Genomic DNA, 16,972 nt, shown 5'->3' with positions numbered 1-16,972 from the left:
ATATCTATTCCATTTCATGGTGCGATGTCATTACGATATGTGCACCCTCTTCTCTTAAAGGAATAAGAGCGCGATATTCTTCACTTTCAAATAATTCATCAATACTTTCTGGGCTAGGAAACTTAACGACAATTGTCATTTCACTTTCGCATGCCCCGCCGGTAATTAATCGTAGTGCCTTACCTTTGATCAATAATTTTGCGCCATACTTTGACCCTAGTTTTTGAACTGCAGATAAGTATTTTTTAAACTTATCTGGCTGTCTTACAGTAATATTTGCCAGCATAAATGCACTCATTTTTCACATCCTTCTTATGTAATTATTATGAATACTTTAACTATACCTTTCAGTTGCCGTTTTATTAGCTCCATTTTGGACACAAAAAGTCTGATAATGCCAACACTCACCCTTTTACGTTGCATACTGAAAAACTTTAAAGTAAAAGGTAACAACAAGAAATAAACATACCGTATTGTTTTTTATGGGTAAAATCCGATAACGAACAAAGATAGATGAAAGTGATTCACCCATGTAATTTGTCTTATTCGTATCGAGTGACACAAATAGACCACCGCTCGATTCATAGATAATACTCACACCACCATTACTTTTTTTTCGTGCTATAAATATGCTTACATTTCAATCAATTGCATTACCACTGCAAACTGTCCATATCGGACTTTATGTGTCCTAAATGGAGCCTACATTTTTCTAAGGCATGTTGTAACCTTCACCTAAGGGGAGTCTTTCTATACAAAAATATCCCCTGAGCATCCCCCCCTATACAAATCAACTACTATTTAGTAACAACCTTTAGGTAATGGAGCAGTTAATGAAAAAAGTAGTCATTCTCGCAGCAGACCATTCGTTGTTTTCCAGTATCGGCGGTCCGATGGATATGTTTTTGCAAGCGGGCGTATTGTGGAATGGTACTTTAGGTATCGCTCCTTCCCCTTTCTTCGATGTTAAAGTGGCGACCGTCGATGGAAAATCCGTCATGGCGACGAACAACGTTGCGATTACTCCGCATTGTTCAATAGACGAAATTGAGCATGCCGATCTGATTGTGATCCCTTCTCAAGGATTTCATTATGGCGTTGAAGACTTAGCATTTTTCAAAAGAGTCGAATGGCTAAAAAAATGGCATAAAAAAGGCGCGCATTTAGCCAGTGTATGTACAGGCGCATTCACCTTAGCGGCAACAGGATTATTAGACGGAAAAAAAGCCACAACTCACTGGGGACTAGCAAAAGCTTTTAGAGCTCGCTTTCCTAAAGTCGACCTGCACACAGAACTAATGGTCACTGATTCCGGTGGCTTATTTTGCAGTGGCGGCATGACGGCAGACCTCAACTTGGTCATTTATCTGATTAACCAATACTGTGGCCGTGAAGTCGCCTTACAAAGCTCTCGCTGCACCTTAGTGGATTTAGACCGAATATCACAATCCACTTTTTCCGTCTTTCTTCCCGAGAAAAATCACCAAGACGCCGAAATATTAAAGGTGCAAGAATGGCTCGAGAGCAATCTGTCCAACAGCTTGTCTATGGAAGGGTTGGCCGAGCAGGCGGGGATGAGCCCTCGTAATTTCAATCGACGATTTAAACAAGCAGTTGGAGAGACGGCTCTCAACTACTTACATTTGATCAGAATAGAAGCCGCCAAGAAGCAACTGGAGATTGGTAGGCGCTCGTTTGAAGAAATCGCCTTTAACGTCGGTTATAAGAATGTGAGCTTTTTTAGGCGAGTGTTCAACCGTTCGACTGGTCTATCACCTGCGGCTTATCGTAAGAAGTTTGCCCAGTATGTTGAAGTGTAATCCATCACTAAACTTCTTTGAGTGTGTTTGCTGGCTTCGGGTAAGCCAGTAAACACACCAAACCAATAAGGGATAAACACCATATCCATAGCTTCACGTCTAACTCAACGAATACTCCATATAGCATCATGCCAATCGAGGCACCACCTGTTAAAGCCAAGTAGTAAAGGCCTATCACCTTTCCTTTTTGGCTCTCATCGCAATTTACGTGAATATAAGTAATGGTATTAATACCGGAAAGAACAAAGAAAAACGAACCAAGCCCAAGCAAAACGATCGCCGCAAGGAAGTTAGAAAAGAAGATATTGGCCGATATCAACACCATCGCAATCACGGAACAAATCAAGGGCATTTGAATTGAGCCATTGCTCACTCGGCTATTTACGAGCCCAGCGAATATGGAAAACAGGCCTAGTGACGCCGAGATATATACGAAGTTTTCACTATCCGTATGCATTAGGTATTCGGTCAAAACAGGTAACATATCAAAAATGGAGCGCGAGAATACGGTCGCAAATACTACCATTGTGAGCAGGAAAAACAAATTTTGATCCCGCCTAACGTAGCTGAGTGCGCCAGTAATGTCCCTCCATATCGACTGACGCTGCTCGCATTCATGTACTGGTTTACGATGGTAAGAGTACGCATAACCGCTATATACCCAAGCGAAAAAAGAGAGTGCATTAAAACTATAAGCAAATGAATACCACTGGCCATATATCACAAGTCCAGTAAGTAGAGGTGCCATAAACTTAGTCATATTAAATGAAAGGCTATTAATAGACAGTGCATGCTTAATTTCATCTTTCGAGAAAGCAAAACCGACGATCTTCTGATTTGTGGAGCGGTTCAATGCACCTAAACCAGAATTAACGGCAGTAAGAATCAATAGTCCTTGCACGACACGAGCATCATCTAGACCGAGTGATAATAGCCCTGCTACAACAAAAGAATTGAAGGCAAGCAAGGTATTTAAAATCGTATTGGCTCTGATCAATTGCACCTTGTCTGCAAGCGCACCTCCTATCGGGCCGAATAACATATTCGGCACAAATTCAGCCACTGCCATCAATGAGGTGACAAACGCAGATTTTGTCATATGCCACAATAGATAAATAGTCACCAATTTGAACACCCAATTCCCCATCAAGGAAGTAGTGTTCGCTACTGCCAATAAAACGTAGTTTCGAGTGACTGCTTTCATCGCTGCCCAGCAAGTTGATAATCAGGATTCGTACAATCTACCTGAATTGATATTTCGAAACAGGTAACAAGCTCTGATTCCCTATCAAAGGCGGTAACAATCTGATGTTCTGCTAAGCGATATATCGTGAAGTGTTAGCAATGAGAGGAGAAAAGGAGGAAGCAAGCAATATTAAAGACCGCGGATAAAAAGCATCACTTTCAATACGATGAATAACTTGCTTGCCTATACATCTAAAACTTGTAACCGCCGCCGATCATAAAGACCCATGGGTCAATCTTAACGTTGGTCGTGTATTCTGTATTCCCTGCTTTATAAGTCGCATCGGTATCAATTTGAGCATACCAAGCCGATGCGTTCACAAACCAAGAATCGTTGATCATGTAGTCTGCGCCAACGTTCGCCGCTAAGCCCCAAGAATCACTCAATGATAAATCGCTCAATCCATTGCTCTTTGCAGTATCATTCAACTTCGCATCAAAGAAGGTCGTGTAGTTGATGCCCGCACCAACATAAGGACGGAACTTGCTTTCTGCATTACCAAAGTAATATTCAGCCATTAACGTGGGTGGCAATTGCTTAACCGTTGCAATATCACCTAAATTACCATAATTGGTTGAGATATCATGAGAAAATGGGCTTGCCGCTAGAATTTCGACACTCACGTTATCAGTCAGCATATAACCAAAAGTTAAGCCAAGCTGGGTATCCGAATTCACCGAGAACGAGCTCGCTGTATTCAGTACAGAACCACTGCTGTCATTGGGTACCACAGATGCCAGACCGGCACGCACGATAAAGTCGCCTTCTTTATGAGCAAATGCGCTGGTTGATAGCAACGCAGCAAGGACGGCAGCACCACAAATCGTCTTTTTCATTATTCGTCCCTTATATATTGGGCTAGTCATTATTATTCGCGCTAACGTTAACATATGGACTAGGGACGAAATTGACCGAGATCAATTGCTTTTAGTTATAGCTCGATAAGAGATGCATCGCTGATGTAGATCAAATTTACCCAAGAAATTAGCCAGCTAACTGCTAGTTGCTCATAAATCCACCAGACTAAGTATTGTTTTAACCTGAGCCATCGTCTCTGTTAGATTAATTGCGAGGAGCAAGGTAGCGCCAGAAGCAATAAACCAAATCGCCAACATAACAAGAGGTAACTTGCGCTCACGCCAGTCATGGTGCTGCAGATATTCCTTATTCACTCTTCTTCTCTCCTTCGGGTGTAGATCTATTATGTGCCTATTTTGATTGGCCTTTTATATGTCGACAATTTTCAACGGCAAGCGAGTCCGGTCTCGGGTATGCAAAGCGACAATGGGCGAATTGCCTGAGAATTGATACTGAATTTTCAACCAACGAATGTTATTGGCATGCAAAATCTGCTCACTTGATGGGAAATCCTTAGCTGAAAAAGTCACAACGCCATGCTTAAACTGGGTCAGGAAATGTTGAAAACCATTGGTACCGGGATAGACTTTCTGCAAATCAAAGCCATTGAACGAAACCGTTAACGTGGTATCTCCACACATCGCTGGTTGCCAATCAAACAATTGCGACTGCGAATAATTATAGTTCACCAACTGCTGCTGTTTATTGGAACAAGCTAACGTCAAGGTTGATTGATATGGATGGTTTTGCGCTCGAGTATTGACGCCCATTGGCAGGGCTTTTACCACCACTTTATAATCACTTTTCATATCATGCTTCAGGTATTCACCTTGATCGATAAAAGACAAAAACTCTTTGGTGAAAGGCAGTTTCGTGCCCATATAATTACCCGGTGCCCACCCGACTGCGCCCATTTTTATCAGGCCTTTCGCAGGGCCTTTAACGAAAGCGCTTAACAATCCGTTATCCGAGAATAATTTTTGGCGCCTATCATGAGCGGGAATATATTGTAGCGGTCCGTAAACCTGTTCGCTCCAGAGATCCTGTAGGTATTGCGCTGCAAGTGCCTCTTCCGTATTTAATATGAACAAGAACTGAGCATTATAAATATTTCCCCCATTCGCATGGCTGCCCGTCACGTGCATTAACTGGCTTAGTTTATGTGCAACTTCCGCCGTCTTATTTTCGGCAGAATCAAGTGTCGATTGTACAAATAAAGGTTTAACGGCTTGATAAGCTGTAGACGTATCACCAATGTGAGCCAGCATTTTATTCAATGGATCATAATAGGCACCGAGCAGCTTTACACCGTGATCCAGTTTTGACTGGAAGGCAGGGTCGTCACTGACTAACTGAGCATCATTTCGGTGGAGTAGTTCGCTCCCCTTACTAAGCAGACTCTTATTGGTATTCTCACTCCAGTATTGTTGCTCAACCTCTTGAGCTAACCATAAACTTTGCCAATTTCTCGACGTCCCGCCCAGCCCCCGCAACTCAGTTAAGACTCGAGTTCTCATTCGGCTAAAAGGGTTATTTTCAGTGAGTAATTGATTCGCGATCTGTACTCTATCGGCCAAACTCAAGCCTTTGGCACTCTCAGGGAATCCTCTATAGAAATCAAACCAATGGGAGATGAACTGATGGTGATAGTCTTGCTGGAAACGCAGGATCTGTTTCGTGACTTTCCCTTGTCCACAAGACTCCAACCTCACTAAGAAACTATCCACAAAACGTTTACCTGCTAAGGTATACGCTCCGGGGACGGAAACTGGATGACCGGATAAGCTTGCTTGCCAAAAATCAGCGGCGTCAACATTCGCAATTTGGTCGTTATCTTGAACCCACGTGCTCAACCATCCGTTTAACGGGTTCTGAGACAAAGTGTATTGAAGGTGTTGCTGTGACTCTCTAAGTGTCTGGTTAAGCTGGGCATCACTTTTACTCCAATCGATATAGTCGATGAACCTTTGCTGCGACTCGATTCGCCGAACAAACGCCAAGGTGTTGAAACTCTCTTTTGCAGTATGCGAGCCCAACGGAGCGATGCGCACTGGTGTACTGTGACCATCATTGATTCGAGATTTAAGTTGAGCGATTTGCCAAGTCAAATAATCCACAGTATTACCGACTTGCTGCGGGGTATGGGCGATATTCGCGTTAAGCGGCTGGTCAAATTCAAGATGAAGATCGCTCCACATCCATTTGGAGTAACCCACCACATAGGCCTTCTTGGCTCGTACGATGCCTTTCTCTAGCCATAAGTTGAGGCCAACCTCTGCCAATACTTGGTGGCTATGTTCCGCCTGACGAATAGTACGAGCAAGTTCCGACAAGGCTAGCTGCTTATCTTGTAAGCTAGGAGGCTGGGTATTTCCTATAAAGGAAGAAAGTGAGTTCACCCGGCTCATACTAACGCTCAGGTTTTGAAAACTATCGTGGGTTTGAATAAAATCGATACTCATTCCGCCGACAGCAAAAAAGAGCAGCAATAACCCTGCGATCATTGATACGTTTGAACTCCACATTCTCCAACGCAAAAATGACCCGCTAAATCGGTAAAGGTGCCGATCTTGTTGCAACCGATCAGAGAAAAACTGGCGTAAAAACATCCCTGTGGTCTGAGTCTCCGCCTTATGTTGTTTTTCAACTGCCGGAAGTACATTCAAAGGTGCAGAAGCATTGCCTACTTTTTCTGCCAGAAAGTTTCCACTACCTTCAACTGACGTGAGTGCCGAATTATAGGAAAAATTCGGCGTTACTGGCGCATTGAGTACCTTTGAATAGGATTTAACTGGCACTGGGTCCGTATGTTCAGCTGAATTAAAACTCAACGCGCGTAAGAAAATCGGCTCTTGGTATGGCGTTTGGCCAAACGCTGATTCTGCGAATTGGGTAAGAGCACCTTGCAAGTTGGCAATGTTTTGCGATAACAACAGCACGCAGCGGGGCAGTGGCTCAGTACCAGCCAAATGTTCCATTTGGTAGGCCAAAAGCTGAGCTCTTACTTGCTCAATACCCTCCGCTACAACTTGAATAGGCAAATTGTGCCTATCTTGGTTGATACCACCAAGCAACATGTCTCGCTTATCTGCCTCCAACAAATTGGCAAAGTCCATAAACCCTTCTAACTGATCACACTTAGTGATCATGAGGTAAACGGGGATCTCCGCTCCCAAGACTTTGGACAAGTGATCGATTTTCCTTCTTAGCTGACGACCATATTGCTGAAGCTCAATAAAGTTAGGGGGCACCAGCTGTTCCACACTTAAGGTCACAATCAAACCATTCAAGGGCTCACGACGACGAGCTTTCGCCATTAAGGCCAAAAGGTGCTGCCATTCATAATCATCGTTGGCTGTATTTTCTGTTACGTATTTGCCACTGCTATCAAGGAATACGCCTTGTTCAAAGAACCACCAGTCGCAGTGTTTTGTCGCGCTACCGCTAGTGCCGCTAAGAGGAGTAAGCACACTACTTGAGCCACACTGACGCAATAGCGAAGATTTCCCCGTACTCTCCTCCCCCAATACCAAATACCATGGTAAAACATACAGAGGGTGACCTTGCCGCTTCAATCGAGAGGATTTTAGTTGTTGCAAAGCTTGAGTCCAGCGTTGCTCAAGATCATAACAGCGCTGTCTTAGTGCCCACTGGCTGGCTTCAATCGCATCCTTATCGTGCTTGACAACATGTTCAACGAACCGTCGTTCTTTGTATCTCAATACATACCGACGTGCTAAATAGACGAAACAGCCAATAGCAATCACAGCTGATGCCACAACAGCGCCCGCCCACCAAGGCCAATGCTCCAAATCTACCCATAGAAATATCGCCGCGCTGATCGCGACAACAACAATCAAAAACGCACACAGTTTTAATGCAGCCCAGAGCCACTTTCGTTTCGAACCTGACATGATTACGATCGTTTACCTTTAATTCACCCAGCCCGACAGCTGAATATTGAGCAGCGTTTGATAGACAAAATACACCCCAAATGTACTCACCAATGCAATAGAGAGCAAAGCAAGGCGAAATGGGTCAACCAAGCGCCACAGAGGTTTTTTTCTAATTAATACTTGCAGAGAGCTAGGCTCATTGAGAGCGCTATCCTTTAACGACAAATGACTCTTTGTAAGAAGTTGACGACTCAATGCCGCTCGTGTTTTTTGTAGTTCGTTATGATGAAACTGAGCGTATTTGCCACAAAAACCCATGCCTAAACAAAGTGCATAAATTGACAACAACTGGCGCTGCTGGGCTGTAGCCGGCGCACTGACCCTCTGATGCAAACGTGCAAAAAACTCTTCACCGCCAATATGAGTTTTAAAGTACGTCCACTGCCAAGGCTGCCAGTAAGTATTGCCCTCAAGTTGCGAGCTCAGAACAGCTTCATCCACCCATACATAGATGATAAACCGCGCCTCTTCTATCGCTTCAAAAGGTACGTCTAACTTCAACGCCATTTGCTCCGCTTCTTCCCGCAACGCTTCGAGAGAACGCGGCCATTGCACACTAGGTGGGTTTGCCTTAGAGGAAATAGAATCGTAATTAGAACGATTACGCTCAAGTTCTGATTCCATCTCTTTTTCATTATGTTCTCTGGAAACTGGTTCGACGGAAATTAACCGCCTAACCGCAACCATTAGTGGCTGGAAACATTCTATTAATGTCATTTTTCCCCCCGAGTAATGAACAGCTTCACATTCATATGCTCAGAAGCTAAGCCGCACAGGCCTAAATTTTTCGTTTCCAGCACCTGTTGCCACAAAGGAGAACTGTTATCTAAACGACAATACAAACCACCTTCGGATCTAGGCAAGCCTGGCGGTGTCTCATCGTATGCAAGAAGTGGGATACCAGAGACAGCACGCACCATTAAGCTGGTCAACTGATTGCTTGCCGCCACTTTTATCCGGCTACTAACGATTTCAAATTGGCCGTCATCGGCCCCGTCTAACCATAGCCAGTAACTGTATTGCCCTTGCAAGGCTCGCGTAGGCAGAGATACTTGCCAAACCCCATGCTGGCACTCCATCGTTAACACATATTCAGGCCCAACCACCATGCTGTCTAACATGGCACTTAGCTGGCGCTGGCAACATGAAAACACTTCGTACAAGGTCAGGTGATCGTATTCTGGCCAGCGATCAACACCGGCTTCACCCGCTACACTGTAATCGGTCACAAAACTACTAAGCTCGGCCAATATTTCACAAAATGACTGCCAAGCATGCCAAGGAGAAAGGATCGGGGACTCAAGCAAACATTGAACTTGGCAGGCACATCGATTAAGTGAACGCATTGCAAGTGTTAGGGTCACATCGATATCAGATGATGTCATACTGTTGAATGCTGTGGGTTTCTTAAATTTTTCCAGCTGCTTAGCTCGAGAGACCAATTGGTCTAACACATCTCGCAATAGGCCATTCGCAACCGGCCATTGTTTCAAATCAGTCACTGGAGGCAAAAATTCTTCGCTGACAAGGATCCTCTGCCCATCTCGCTCAAGTTGGCACAGCGGCATTAAGTGATAATCGCCAGCTGAGTCTAATTCATCTTGCCAAAATATCTTCAGCATATAATTTAATGGCTTAACTTGGCCTGATGCACCACTACCATATAGATCGACCATATCAATAGGGTTCGCGAGGGTAGCATAACGGCTTTGAACCTGTGCGATAGTCTCCCACTCATCCACTTCAGTAACATTATTACCACTGTCTTGCCAGCGTCTTAGGCCAAGGTAAACCGGAAATTTTTTCCCCATTTCAAGCCATGTATCATCAAATTGTCGGCTTGCAACTACGGCGTTTTTACCCAATTCACATAAGCTACCGTCTGGAAACAACGCTTGGCATTTCTGAATGACCAGTTGTTTATCCAGCAGCGCACTATTGTTAACTGTGAGCGATACCAGCCCCCAAGCATAATTTTGTGTCAGTGTACGAGTTTGGCTTTGTTGCCACTGATGGAACTGACTTTCGAGCTGAAAATGCTGAGGCTGTAACAATAAGCCTTGATGCCAATAAAGTGGCTGATTCATTAATGGTGTTCCTTGTCGGTACTGCGTGTTTTTCCGAGAGCGCTTTCGGTCATGCTTGTCTCAATGCTATGCCGCGCCAATAGCAAATGGGTTCTCAAGATCCCCGGTTGATAGTAATCCGTGCGCCAAATTAACCCTTTGCTCAGCTTATCAATCGGAATATCGATACTGCGGCTAACTTCTTCACTCATCGAATTGTTGTACCCAGCAACCAAGCCCACTGATTTGACGCCAAGGTACCTAGGTAAGTCCAATTGCACCGACTCGCCCGGCTGGACGAATACTCGCTGATGATAAACGACGCTTTGATCAAAGTTATTACACTGACGCAAGCGAGCTGCGCCATTAGGCTGCTTGAGTAAATCATCAAAACTGGCTTTGCTCTTTAACTGGTAAAAACACAGCATAAGCGCGTGCGGCTGGCCATTAATGTAATTGAGATCTGGCGTAGCGCTAAACGTCATTTGAATCGCATTCTGCTGCCATTCCCAGTGAACTTGACTTGGGTCTGTCACCATCACCTCGGCTGAGTTGGGGGACGAGGTTTCATTACTTGCACAACCCGCCAGAGCCAAAACGGCCACACTACTCATCCAGAACAAACACGCACTCATTAACCTAAAGCGATTTTTTACACTCATAAACCTAACTCTGTTTGATTACTTTCACTTGGCTCGGCACCAAACAAGTCCCTGTCGTATTTGGGCAAGAGCCATTATGTGTCGTCATGTCGGATAAACCTGTGGCGGGAGCGTTGGCCATCATCACGCGAGCACTGCCTTGCATATTACGGCCCGGGCCATTAACCATACCCGAGACAACTCCAGCACCGGCTCCCGTTGTCACACTGCAAAGCTTTTCAGACATAATATTTTCAGCTGGCGAGCCGTCTATCAGCACCTTCAGTACGGTACTGGACGGATTGTTGTTCGGTCCAACAGCCGTATTCATACAGGGTATTGGTACTGGCCCTGCTGGGGTGGGCGTGTTTATCACATCTGGCATACCCTGTGATACGCCGCCGCCCGCTGTGTTTAAAGGTCCCGGCATGGGTTTCTCCTGTACGCTATCGCGTTTAAATAACTAGCACATTCGTAGAAACTTGGTTATTTGGTCGCTTAAGGCAATAAATCACTTACAATAATTGGTTACTTACAGAAATGGTTACTAACCTAAGTGAATTTTTTCCGCATCAAGGTGTAGGTTTTTTTGTGCATGGTGCAAGCTTGTATGCGACTGCACCACGTAATCCTTCTCCACCAAATGACGACTCGACTGACATTGAATATCCTGATGGCCAGACACCCGCTTTGAGTGGAAATCGAAACGTTGCAACACCCGCTCCGCAACTTGCTCAAGCTGCGTGCCAACCCAAGATAACCTGTCAATGTGAAGGAAACTTTTCAATCCGAAAAAATGACTGTTTTGCGCTGAAACGTGCGCATCGTTGACTGCGACATTTAGCCGAGGCGACGTAAGCTCAGTTTGTTGACCGCTGTCAAAATGAAGCGTGGAAGGAGAATGCAACGTCATCTTACCTTCGGTTTTCAATTCGAGCTCTCCCGCCACCTGCATTTGAAAAGAGGAGCCACCGTCTCGCTGCAAGACAGACAAGATAAACGTGCCTTTCTCTCCGCCACTCCACAGTACCCAATCGCCCACTTCAGGCTTAATCAAACAGCTGATGGCAACGTCTGCTCCTACCAAACCAAGATCACTTTTCACTTGATATCCATCGGCCAATTCGTTAACCACAATCCCAGACTGCATCTGCCACTGTGCAATTTGGTCCATTTGTTTTAGCGCTATTTGTTTTGACGCTATTTGTTTTGAGGATACTGGTTTTGAGGATACTGGTTTTGAGGAGACCGATTTTGAAGGAACTGATTTTGAAGGAACTAATTGTGGTTTCATACTATTGCTTCCTGCTGGTTCATTATTAGTGATTGTGCATGAGAACGCGTCTGCTCAACTGCCTGCTGAATCTCCATGGCAATTGAATTGGGCACTTGCCAATCTTCCGCACTCACCTTGCGTTCATCATCTCCACTTGCACCTATACGAGTGCTACCGTGCCAATCCGTATTCTCTTGCTTTATGCGGTGAAAACGGCAGCGTTCGAAATTGGCCACTGTCAGTTTGGCGAACGAAAGATCCGCATGGGAAAAGTCGCTGTTTTGACAGTTACTCTGCTCAAGGCGCACGCCACGCCCATCAATATTAGTCATCTGAGATTGCATTAACGAAGCCCCCGAGAAGTTGGCTTCGCATAACTTAGCACCATCAAAATTCGCACCATTCAAGATTGCATTGGAGAAACTGGCACCGCGCAAGTCGGCCTTCTGAAATACCGCGTGCTGAGCTTGCACCCCCGACAAATTAGCCTCGACTAATTGGCTGGCGATGAAATAACTCTGCTCCATATGACAGCCTGCCAAATTTTGTCCATTTAAGTTGCAGTGGTTCATCTGCATTTTAGACAGCACCGCGCGCTGCAGCTGACAAGCCGACAAATCGCACTCCGACATATAACTTTTGAGCAGAGTCGCGCCACTGAAATTAGCTTGACCAAACACCACTCCATCAAACGCCACTTTTTCTAATTTAGCCCCAGAAAAAGTACAATCTTGTAATTGACTATCTTGCACTACACTGCCACTTAACATCGCGTTAAGCCATTGAGACTGCTTAAACGAACATTGGCGAAGAATCGCACTTTGCCAATGAATGGCATTCAAAACCGAATGTTCAAAGTTACATTGTGTCACCACACCGTTGGCCATCACAGATTCTGATAATGTCGCGGCGCAAAAGTCATTCTTGTTCAAAACCGTGCTCACCAGTTGAACCTTATGCATCTGGCTGTGGCGAAAACTGCATTGGCTGAATGAGGTGTTACTAGCATCACTGCCGTTCAAATTTGCGCCTGAAAAATTGCAGCCAACAAAGACAGCCCCAGACAAATCCACTCCTGATAAATCACTGTTCGAAAAGTCCCGGTCTTTTACAATGGCATACTCTGCCAACACGGCCTGAAATTCATGTTTATTCATCAAGTTGCTTCGCTCCTTGCTGCAATATCGTGTTATCGAGATTACTGGCTGACATATCAGTGTTACCGATTGTCACTTTCCTAAAGTCTGCCAAGTAAAAGTTACTTTGTGATAAATCGGCGTGCTGAAACTGGCTGCGAAATAAGCTGGCTTGCATTCCATTGACCGATTTAAAAGAGGCCGATTGGAAATCCCCTCGGGTCAGCTGCGCCGCAGAAAAGTTGCAACCATCAAAGCGGCTACCGTTAGCTTGCACTTGATTGAGCAAGCTTTTTCCGAAGTTAGAGCCTCTAAAATCGGCGCGATTAAGTTGAGTTCCTTGTAAGCAACTTGCCGAGAAATCCGCTAAACGCCCAATTGCCTTCTCAAGTTGTGCAGGTCCAAATCTAGCCCTAGGCTGTATTGCGTGATCCCATAGGCTGCCACTGGCTTTGATTCCCCAAAATATCGTGTCTTGCCCTTGAGAATGACGTAAGTCTGATTGCTCAAAACAAGCATCGTTAAACACTGCCCGTGCAGTCGCGATACTGGTTAGATTTGCTGCCGTGAAATTTGCTTCAATGAACACCCCTTTTTGCATCGCGGCGTCAGATAAGCTCGTCGATACAAACTGGCACTTATTAGCCATGGTGCCCTGCCAACGGCTTCGTTCTAGTTGGGCATGCGAAAGCGAAGCTTCTACCATGGTCGCGTGGCTAAAATCGGTTTCTTTTCCAACCGCAGACCTGAAGTCTGCCTTGTTCAGAACGGCTTTGAGAAAGCTCGCCTCTGATATATCAGCTTTGGAAAATACGCTGAGATCAGCAATAACTTGATTGAAGTTACACCCCACCAGCCGACTAGAACGAAAGTTAGTTTCATTCATTAACGCTTGTTGAAAATCGCCACCACTGAGGTCTAATTCAGAGAGATCTAACCCCGATAAATCTCGGCCTCGCAGTGAGTGCCCTTCTTGGTGAAATTGCACAACTTGCTCTCGAGTGAGTTTGCTTGTTTGCTCATTCTTGCTGGCTTCTGAGGCGAGTTTTCTCACTTTTTTCTGCAGAGACTCCGTCTCATCCAACATCGATGACACCTGCTGTTCTAGTGCAGTCAAAGACTGTGAAACAGACTCAGTGCGTGTAGAGATACGTGATTTCGGTTGGCTTTGGTGTAATTGAGTTCGAAGGGCGCCAAAACGGCTTTTCAGTTCCGCTTGGTCAAACTCAAATGCAGAGTTATTTTGCCCAGACTTAGTCGCATCAGCGAACCGCTGCTCTGCGTCAGAAAAATGCTTAAGGTATCGCTCTCCTCCCCCCGTATCACAAACACGGCTCTTGTGCTTAGCCAGAACAGGGGCGAATTGAACTTTGCTGTCAACTGGGCTCTCAAAGGGATCAAAGCCAAAGTCTTGTTTAGCTTGAGCCCCGCTATGCTGACGCATAGCTTGATAAAATTGACTAGCTTTGAGGTCGGCTCTCTTTTGTTTCAGCGTTTTTTCTTGCTCAAAGTTCATACCTTTCAACACCTGATCCGGAAGATGTTCTTTCAACCAACAAATCGGCTCAATCCCTAGTTTATGAAACTGATAAACATCGGTGCGGTCTGGAAAATACAAAGGCTTTAAACTCGGAAAAACCTGTTGCCAAGCCGATATATCAGCGCCTAACGGACAGGCCAAATATACGCAAGATGCCTCTGAAAGGGCTTGTTCAAGTTCGTCAGACAGCTCTTGTTTGAAATTAGGTTGTTTAAAATTGGCTTGTGTAAAATAAGCTTGTTTGGATTCAGTTTGCTTAGGGGGGGAGAGCCAGATGACATCAAGATAATCGGCAAAATCCTGCGCCAGAATCCAGCTCGCCAGAAGATCGGGCACCAAGAGTTTGACCGGGGCTTCTAACCCCGAGTACCAGGGTAGAGGCTTGGAACCGGGGAGCAGTATATCTTGCTCCACTCGCTGACCATCACACGGGCGAACAATTATCGAGGCAATCTCGCCATCTTGTTGCTGTATCATCACCCAACCTGAAGGTATCGATTTAAGCGCTAAAGGCTCGTCTAATTGCCATCGTTCTGCGTCCAACTCGACGGTTTCATCCAGCCACCCCAGCATATACGTCGAGAGATATAACTCACGGACCCCCATGTCGAGCAGCTGTTTTTTACGCGATGAAAAACGAGAATTAAGGACATTTTGGTGGGCCAAATAAACGAGTGATGAGGCTTGCGCCTGCCAAGTCGGTACCACGTCGAACTGTTTGTTCAGTTGATCCAGTTTTACACCAACTTCTGCAGTAGCACCAAATTGATCTTCCTTAGCTAATCGATTAGAAACATTACTTACCTTAGCCTGCATATCTTTTAAGGTATTGGCATGCTCAGCTAACGCTAGCTTCTGGCTCTCTAACCCTGTAATCCCTTTAGCTAGGTTGGATTTTATCTCTGGGTGACTGGGTGCTAAAGCAAGCCTATTTTTCAATTGATTCAATGAAGCAAGGCTATCGTCAATTTGTCGTGCCATGACCTTATTGGTGTTTGCCATACTGGATTGCGGAGTTGGCGCTTTACCTGTTGCTTGGTCAATCCGAAATTGCTGTAACTTTTTCCCATCAGCGGCAAGCTTCGCCACCTTTTTTAGCTTTCGCTCAGCTTTATGTACGGGCTCTAAGTCGACTCCCAACTGCTTAGCGATGTACTCACTTGTCTGAGCTTTATCGAACAATTCGATATAGTGCTCAATTGGCAACGGCTGACTGTTGTGTTTTTCGTCGGCCAGCAGCACCTCTTGGATATCAAGCCCTTCCTCGTCAGAAATCGGCGCACTTCCATGGAAAATCACGATGCCTATATTGGTGTCTGGTAGCATCCAGATCGTATCGCAGCTCAATACCACTTCCTGAACCTGACGCTGGCCTTGATGTTCAGTGCGAAGAAACGCACGAGGCTGAAAATGGGGGATATGACCTTGTATGGTTTGTTTTTCTGGATGTAAATTGACTAGCACATACGCTTCGCCGCCCATGATAGCTTTTGACAAACGTTGATCTTCAGGGGCCACATTAAAAAAGGTAGGATCGAAGTCGCTAGGAAAATTCGGCCACTGGGTTTGTCGCCAATGTTCATCATAACTGCCAAGACACTGAACTCGCCTTGGCTGATTTACGTCGAGAGGCATAAAACCAGCAGGTTTCGGTGATTCAAAAGCTCGAGCATCAAGTATCTCATCCGCAGGGTAATAAATCCCTGCGTGTAACTGCCCCTCGGCATGATTAGACGGCATCGCAATGCCACTAGGGTTGGCATCAATGCCTTGTCCGCGTGAAGCATAATGCCAGCGGATCGGCATCTGGCTGAATGTCTCGGCTTCCGTTAATCTCAAACCCAAGCCGTTTTTTTGCCAATAGCGTGGACCCACAATATCGAGCGTCTTATACTGATTATCGACTCCAGCCGCGACCCTCACTGCAGATTTGTCACCATCGAGTGCGTGAGCAGATGCACACACCAGCCATTCGGCTTGAGTTTTCGGCATGCCAGCATCTAATGGAGTGTCGCCAAGCACTGCCATGCTGCGTGACCAGATTTCCTGCTCGCTCAATCTTTGCGCTGAATTGCAGAGGTCAAATCCATAGATAACGCTGACAGCTTCCCGCGCTTGGCCATTCACAACGAAAGCGCGAGTTAAACAAGCTTGATCTAACGATTTAATCACGCGCATGGTTGCTTCAGCCCTAACTCATTCATTTACCTATTTAAGATGAGTCAATGTACTGAGCAAACGTTAAGAATTTATGACTGCCTGCCGCGTCGGGCAATACAGTCGTGACTCTAAATAGTGGAATCACGACCACTTTGTTGGTAAGTGCAGAATGAGGCAGTGGTAGTTAACACTGAATTTAACACGTCACAATGTCACTTAATTCTGACAAATCAACAGCCAAGGATGGCAACCTTCTATAACACACTTAATAAA

General features: G+C 45.3%; 13 protein-coding genes. 1 reads left to right on the top strand and 12 read right to left on the bottom strand.

Translation table 11 applies throughout. The annotated features are described in order from the left end of the window. Positions 1-4 precede the first annotated feature (4 nt). Positions 5-298, bottom strand: coding sequence for a DUF1330 domain-containing protein (locus tag L4C34_RS15645; protein ID WP_428790282.1), 294 nt, complete (start codon positions 296-298; stop codon positions 5-7). A 535-nt stretch (positions 299-833) separates the two neighbouring features. On the opposite strand from L4C34_RS15645, the gene L4C34_RS15640 reads away from it, so the two are divergent. Continuing rightward, positions 834-1,820 carry a GlxA family transcriptional regulator gene (locus L4C34_RS15640; protein ID WP_428790281.1) on the top strand — a complete coding sequence of 329 codons (987 nt, stop codon included), beginning with the start codon at positions 834-836 and terminating at the stop codon, positions 1,818-1,820. Positions 1,821-1,827: 7 nt separating this feature from the next. On the opposite strand, the gene L4C34_RS15635 is transcribed toward L4C34_RS15640, so the two are convergent. The 11 genes from L4C34_RS15635 to L4C34_RS15585 all read right to left on the bottom strand — a co-directional run bounded on the left by L4C34_RS15635 (position 1,828) and on the right by L4C34_RS15585 (position 16,717). Then, complete coding sequence (locus tag L4C34_RS15635; protein WP_428790280.1) at positions 1,828-3,024, bottom strand: MFS transporter; 1,197 nt, start codon at positions 3,022-3,024, stop codon at positions 1,828-1,830. 233 nt (positions 3,025-3,257) lie between these two features. Next, positions 3,258-3,902 (bottom strand): outer membrane protein OmpW, encoded by a 645-nt coding sequence (ompW, locus tag L4C34_RS15630; RefSeq protein ID WP_428790279.1) that lies wholly within the window; start codon positions 3,900-3,902, stop codon positions 3,258-3,260. A gap of 171 nt (positions 3,903-4,073) precedes the next feature. After that, positions 4,074-4,238 carry a hypothetical protein gene (locus L4C34_RS15625; protein ID WP_428790278.1) on the bottom strand — a complete coding sequence of 55 codons (165 nt, stop codon included), beginning with the start codon at positions 4,236-4,238 and terminating at the stop codon, positions 4,074-4,076. Between the two features lie 54 nt (positions 4,239-4,292). Next, positions 4,293-7,838 (bottom strand): type VI secretion protein IcmF/TssM N-terminal domain-containing protein, encoded by a 3,546-nt coding sequence (locus L4C34_RS15620; RefSeq protein ID WP_428790277.1) that lies wholly within the window; start codon positions 7,836-7,838, stop codon positions 4,293-4,295. An 18-nt stretch (positions 7,839-7,856) separates the two neighbouring features. Next, positions 7,857-8,597 (bottom strand): DotU family type IV/VI secretion system protein, encoded by a 741-nt coding sequence (locus L4C34_RS15615; protein ID WP_428790276.1) that lies wholly within the window; start codon positions 8,595-8,597, stop codon positions 7,857-7,859. Further along, positions 8,594-9,967, bottom strand: a complete 1,374-nt coding sequence (gene tssK, locus L4C34_RS15610) for a type VI secretion system baseplate subunit TssK (protein WP_428790275.1) — start codon at positions 9,965-9,967, stop codon at positions 8,594-8,596. Before tssK ends, L4C34_RS15615 begins: the two co-directional genes overlap by 4 nt. After that, positions 9,967-10,608 (bottom strand): type VI secretion system lipoprotein TssJ, encoded by a 642-nt coding sequence (gene tssJ, locus L4C34_RS15605; protein ID WP_428790274.1) that lies wholly within the window; start codon positions 10,606-10,608, stop codon positions 9,967-9,969. The genes tssK and tssJ overlap by 1 nt, the downstream gene beginning before the upstream one ends. A gap of 4 nt (positions 10,609-10,612) precedes the next feature. Further along, the gene (locus tag L4C34_RS15600) at positions 10,613-11,017 is read right to left on the bottom strand and encodes a PAAR-like domain-containing protein (protein WP_428790273.1); all 405 of its coding nucleotides are present in this window, start codon (positions 11,015-11,017) and stop codon (positions 10,613-10,615) included. Between the two features lie 117 nt (positions 11,018-11,134). Next, on the bottom strand, positions 11,135-11,761 hold the full coding sequence (locus L4C34_RS15595; protein ID WP_428790272.1) for a DUF3540 domain-containing protein: 627 nt from the start codon (positions 11,759-11,761) through the stop codon (positions 11,135-11,137). 116 nt (positions 11,762-11,877) lie between these two features. Beyond that, positions 11,878-13,020, bottom strand: a complete 1,143-nt coding sequence (locus L4C34_RS15590) for a pentapeptide repeat-containing protein (RefSeq protein ID WP_428790271.1) — start codon at positions 13,018-13,020, stop codon at positions 11,878-11,880. Then, complete coding sequence (locus L4C34_RS15585) at positions 13,013-16,717, bottom strand: DUF2169 family type VI secretion system accessory protein (protein ID WP_428790270.1); 3,705 nt, start codon at positions 16,715-16,717, stop codon at positions 13,013-13,015. Before L4C34_RS15585 ends, L4C34_RS15590 begins: the two co-directional genes overlap by 8 nt. Positions 16,718-16,972 lie beyond the last annotated feature (255 nt).

This window comes from Vibrio profundum (genome assembly GCF_050337555.1).
In the GTDB taxonomy this organism is placed as follows: Bacteria; Pseudomonadota; Gammaproteobacteria; order Enterobacterales; family Vibrionaceae; genus Vibrio; species Vibrio profundum.
Note: the sequence above shows the minus strand (reverse complement) of the source record. Positions and strands in the feature narration are given on the sequence as shown.

Bases quoted from the DNA above. Each gene is read 5' to 3' on its own strand.
- L4C34_RS15645 (WP_428790282.1), bottom strand. From the start codon at position 298: ATGAGTGCATTTATGCTGGCAAATATTACTGTAAGACAGCCAGATAAG.
- L4C34_RS15640 (WP_428790281.1), top strand. From the start codon at position 834: ATGAAAAAAGTAGTCATTCTCGCAGCAGACCATTCGTTGTTTTCCAGT.
- L4C34_RS15635 (WP_428790280.1), bottom strand. From the start codon at position 3,024: ATGAAAGCAGTCACTCGAAACTACGTTTTATTGGCAGTAGCGAACACT.
- ompW (WP_428790279.1), bottom strand. From the start codon at position 3,902: ATGAAAAAGACGATTTGTGGTGCTGCCGTCCTTGCTGCGTTGCTATCA.
- L4C34_RS15620 (WP_428790277.1), bottom strand. From the start codon at position 7,838: ATGTCAGGTTCGAAACGAAAGTGGCTCTGGGCTGCATTAAAACTGTGT.
- L4C34_RS15615 (WP_428790276.1), bottom strand. From the start codon at position 8,597: ATGACATTAATAGAATGTTTCCAGCCACTAATGGTTGCGGTTAGGCGG.
- tssK (WP_428790275.1), bottom strand. From the start codon at position 9,967: ATGAATCAGCCACTTTATTGGCATCAAGGCTTATTGTTACAGCCTCAG.
- tssJ (WP_428790274.1), bottom strand. From the start codon at position 10,608: ATGAGTGTAAAAAATCGCTTTAGGTTAATGAGTGCGTGTTTGTTCTGG.
- L4C34_RS15600 (WP_428790273.1), bottom strand. From the start codon at position 11,017: ATGCCGGGACCTTTAAACACAGCGGGCGGCGGCGTATCACAGGGTATG.
- L4C34_RS15595 (WP_428790272.1), bottom strand. From the start codon at position 11,761: ATGGACCAAATTGCACAGTGGCAGATGCAGTCTGGGATTGTGGTTAAC.
- L4C34_RS15590 (WP_428790271.1), bottom strand. From the start codon at position 13,020: ATGAATAAACATGAATTTCAGGCCGTGTTGGCAGAGTATGCCATTGTA.
- L4C34_RS15585 (WP_428790270.1), bottom strand. From the start codon at position 16,717: ATGCGCGTGATTAAATCGTTAGATCAAGCTTGTTTAACTCGCGCTTTC.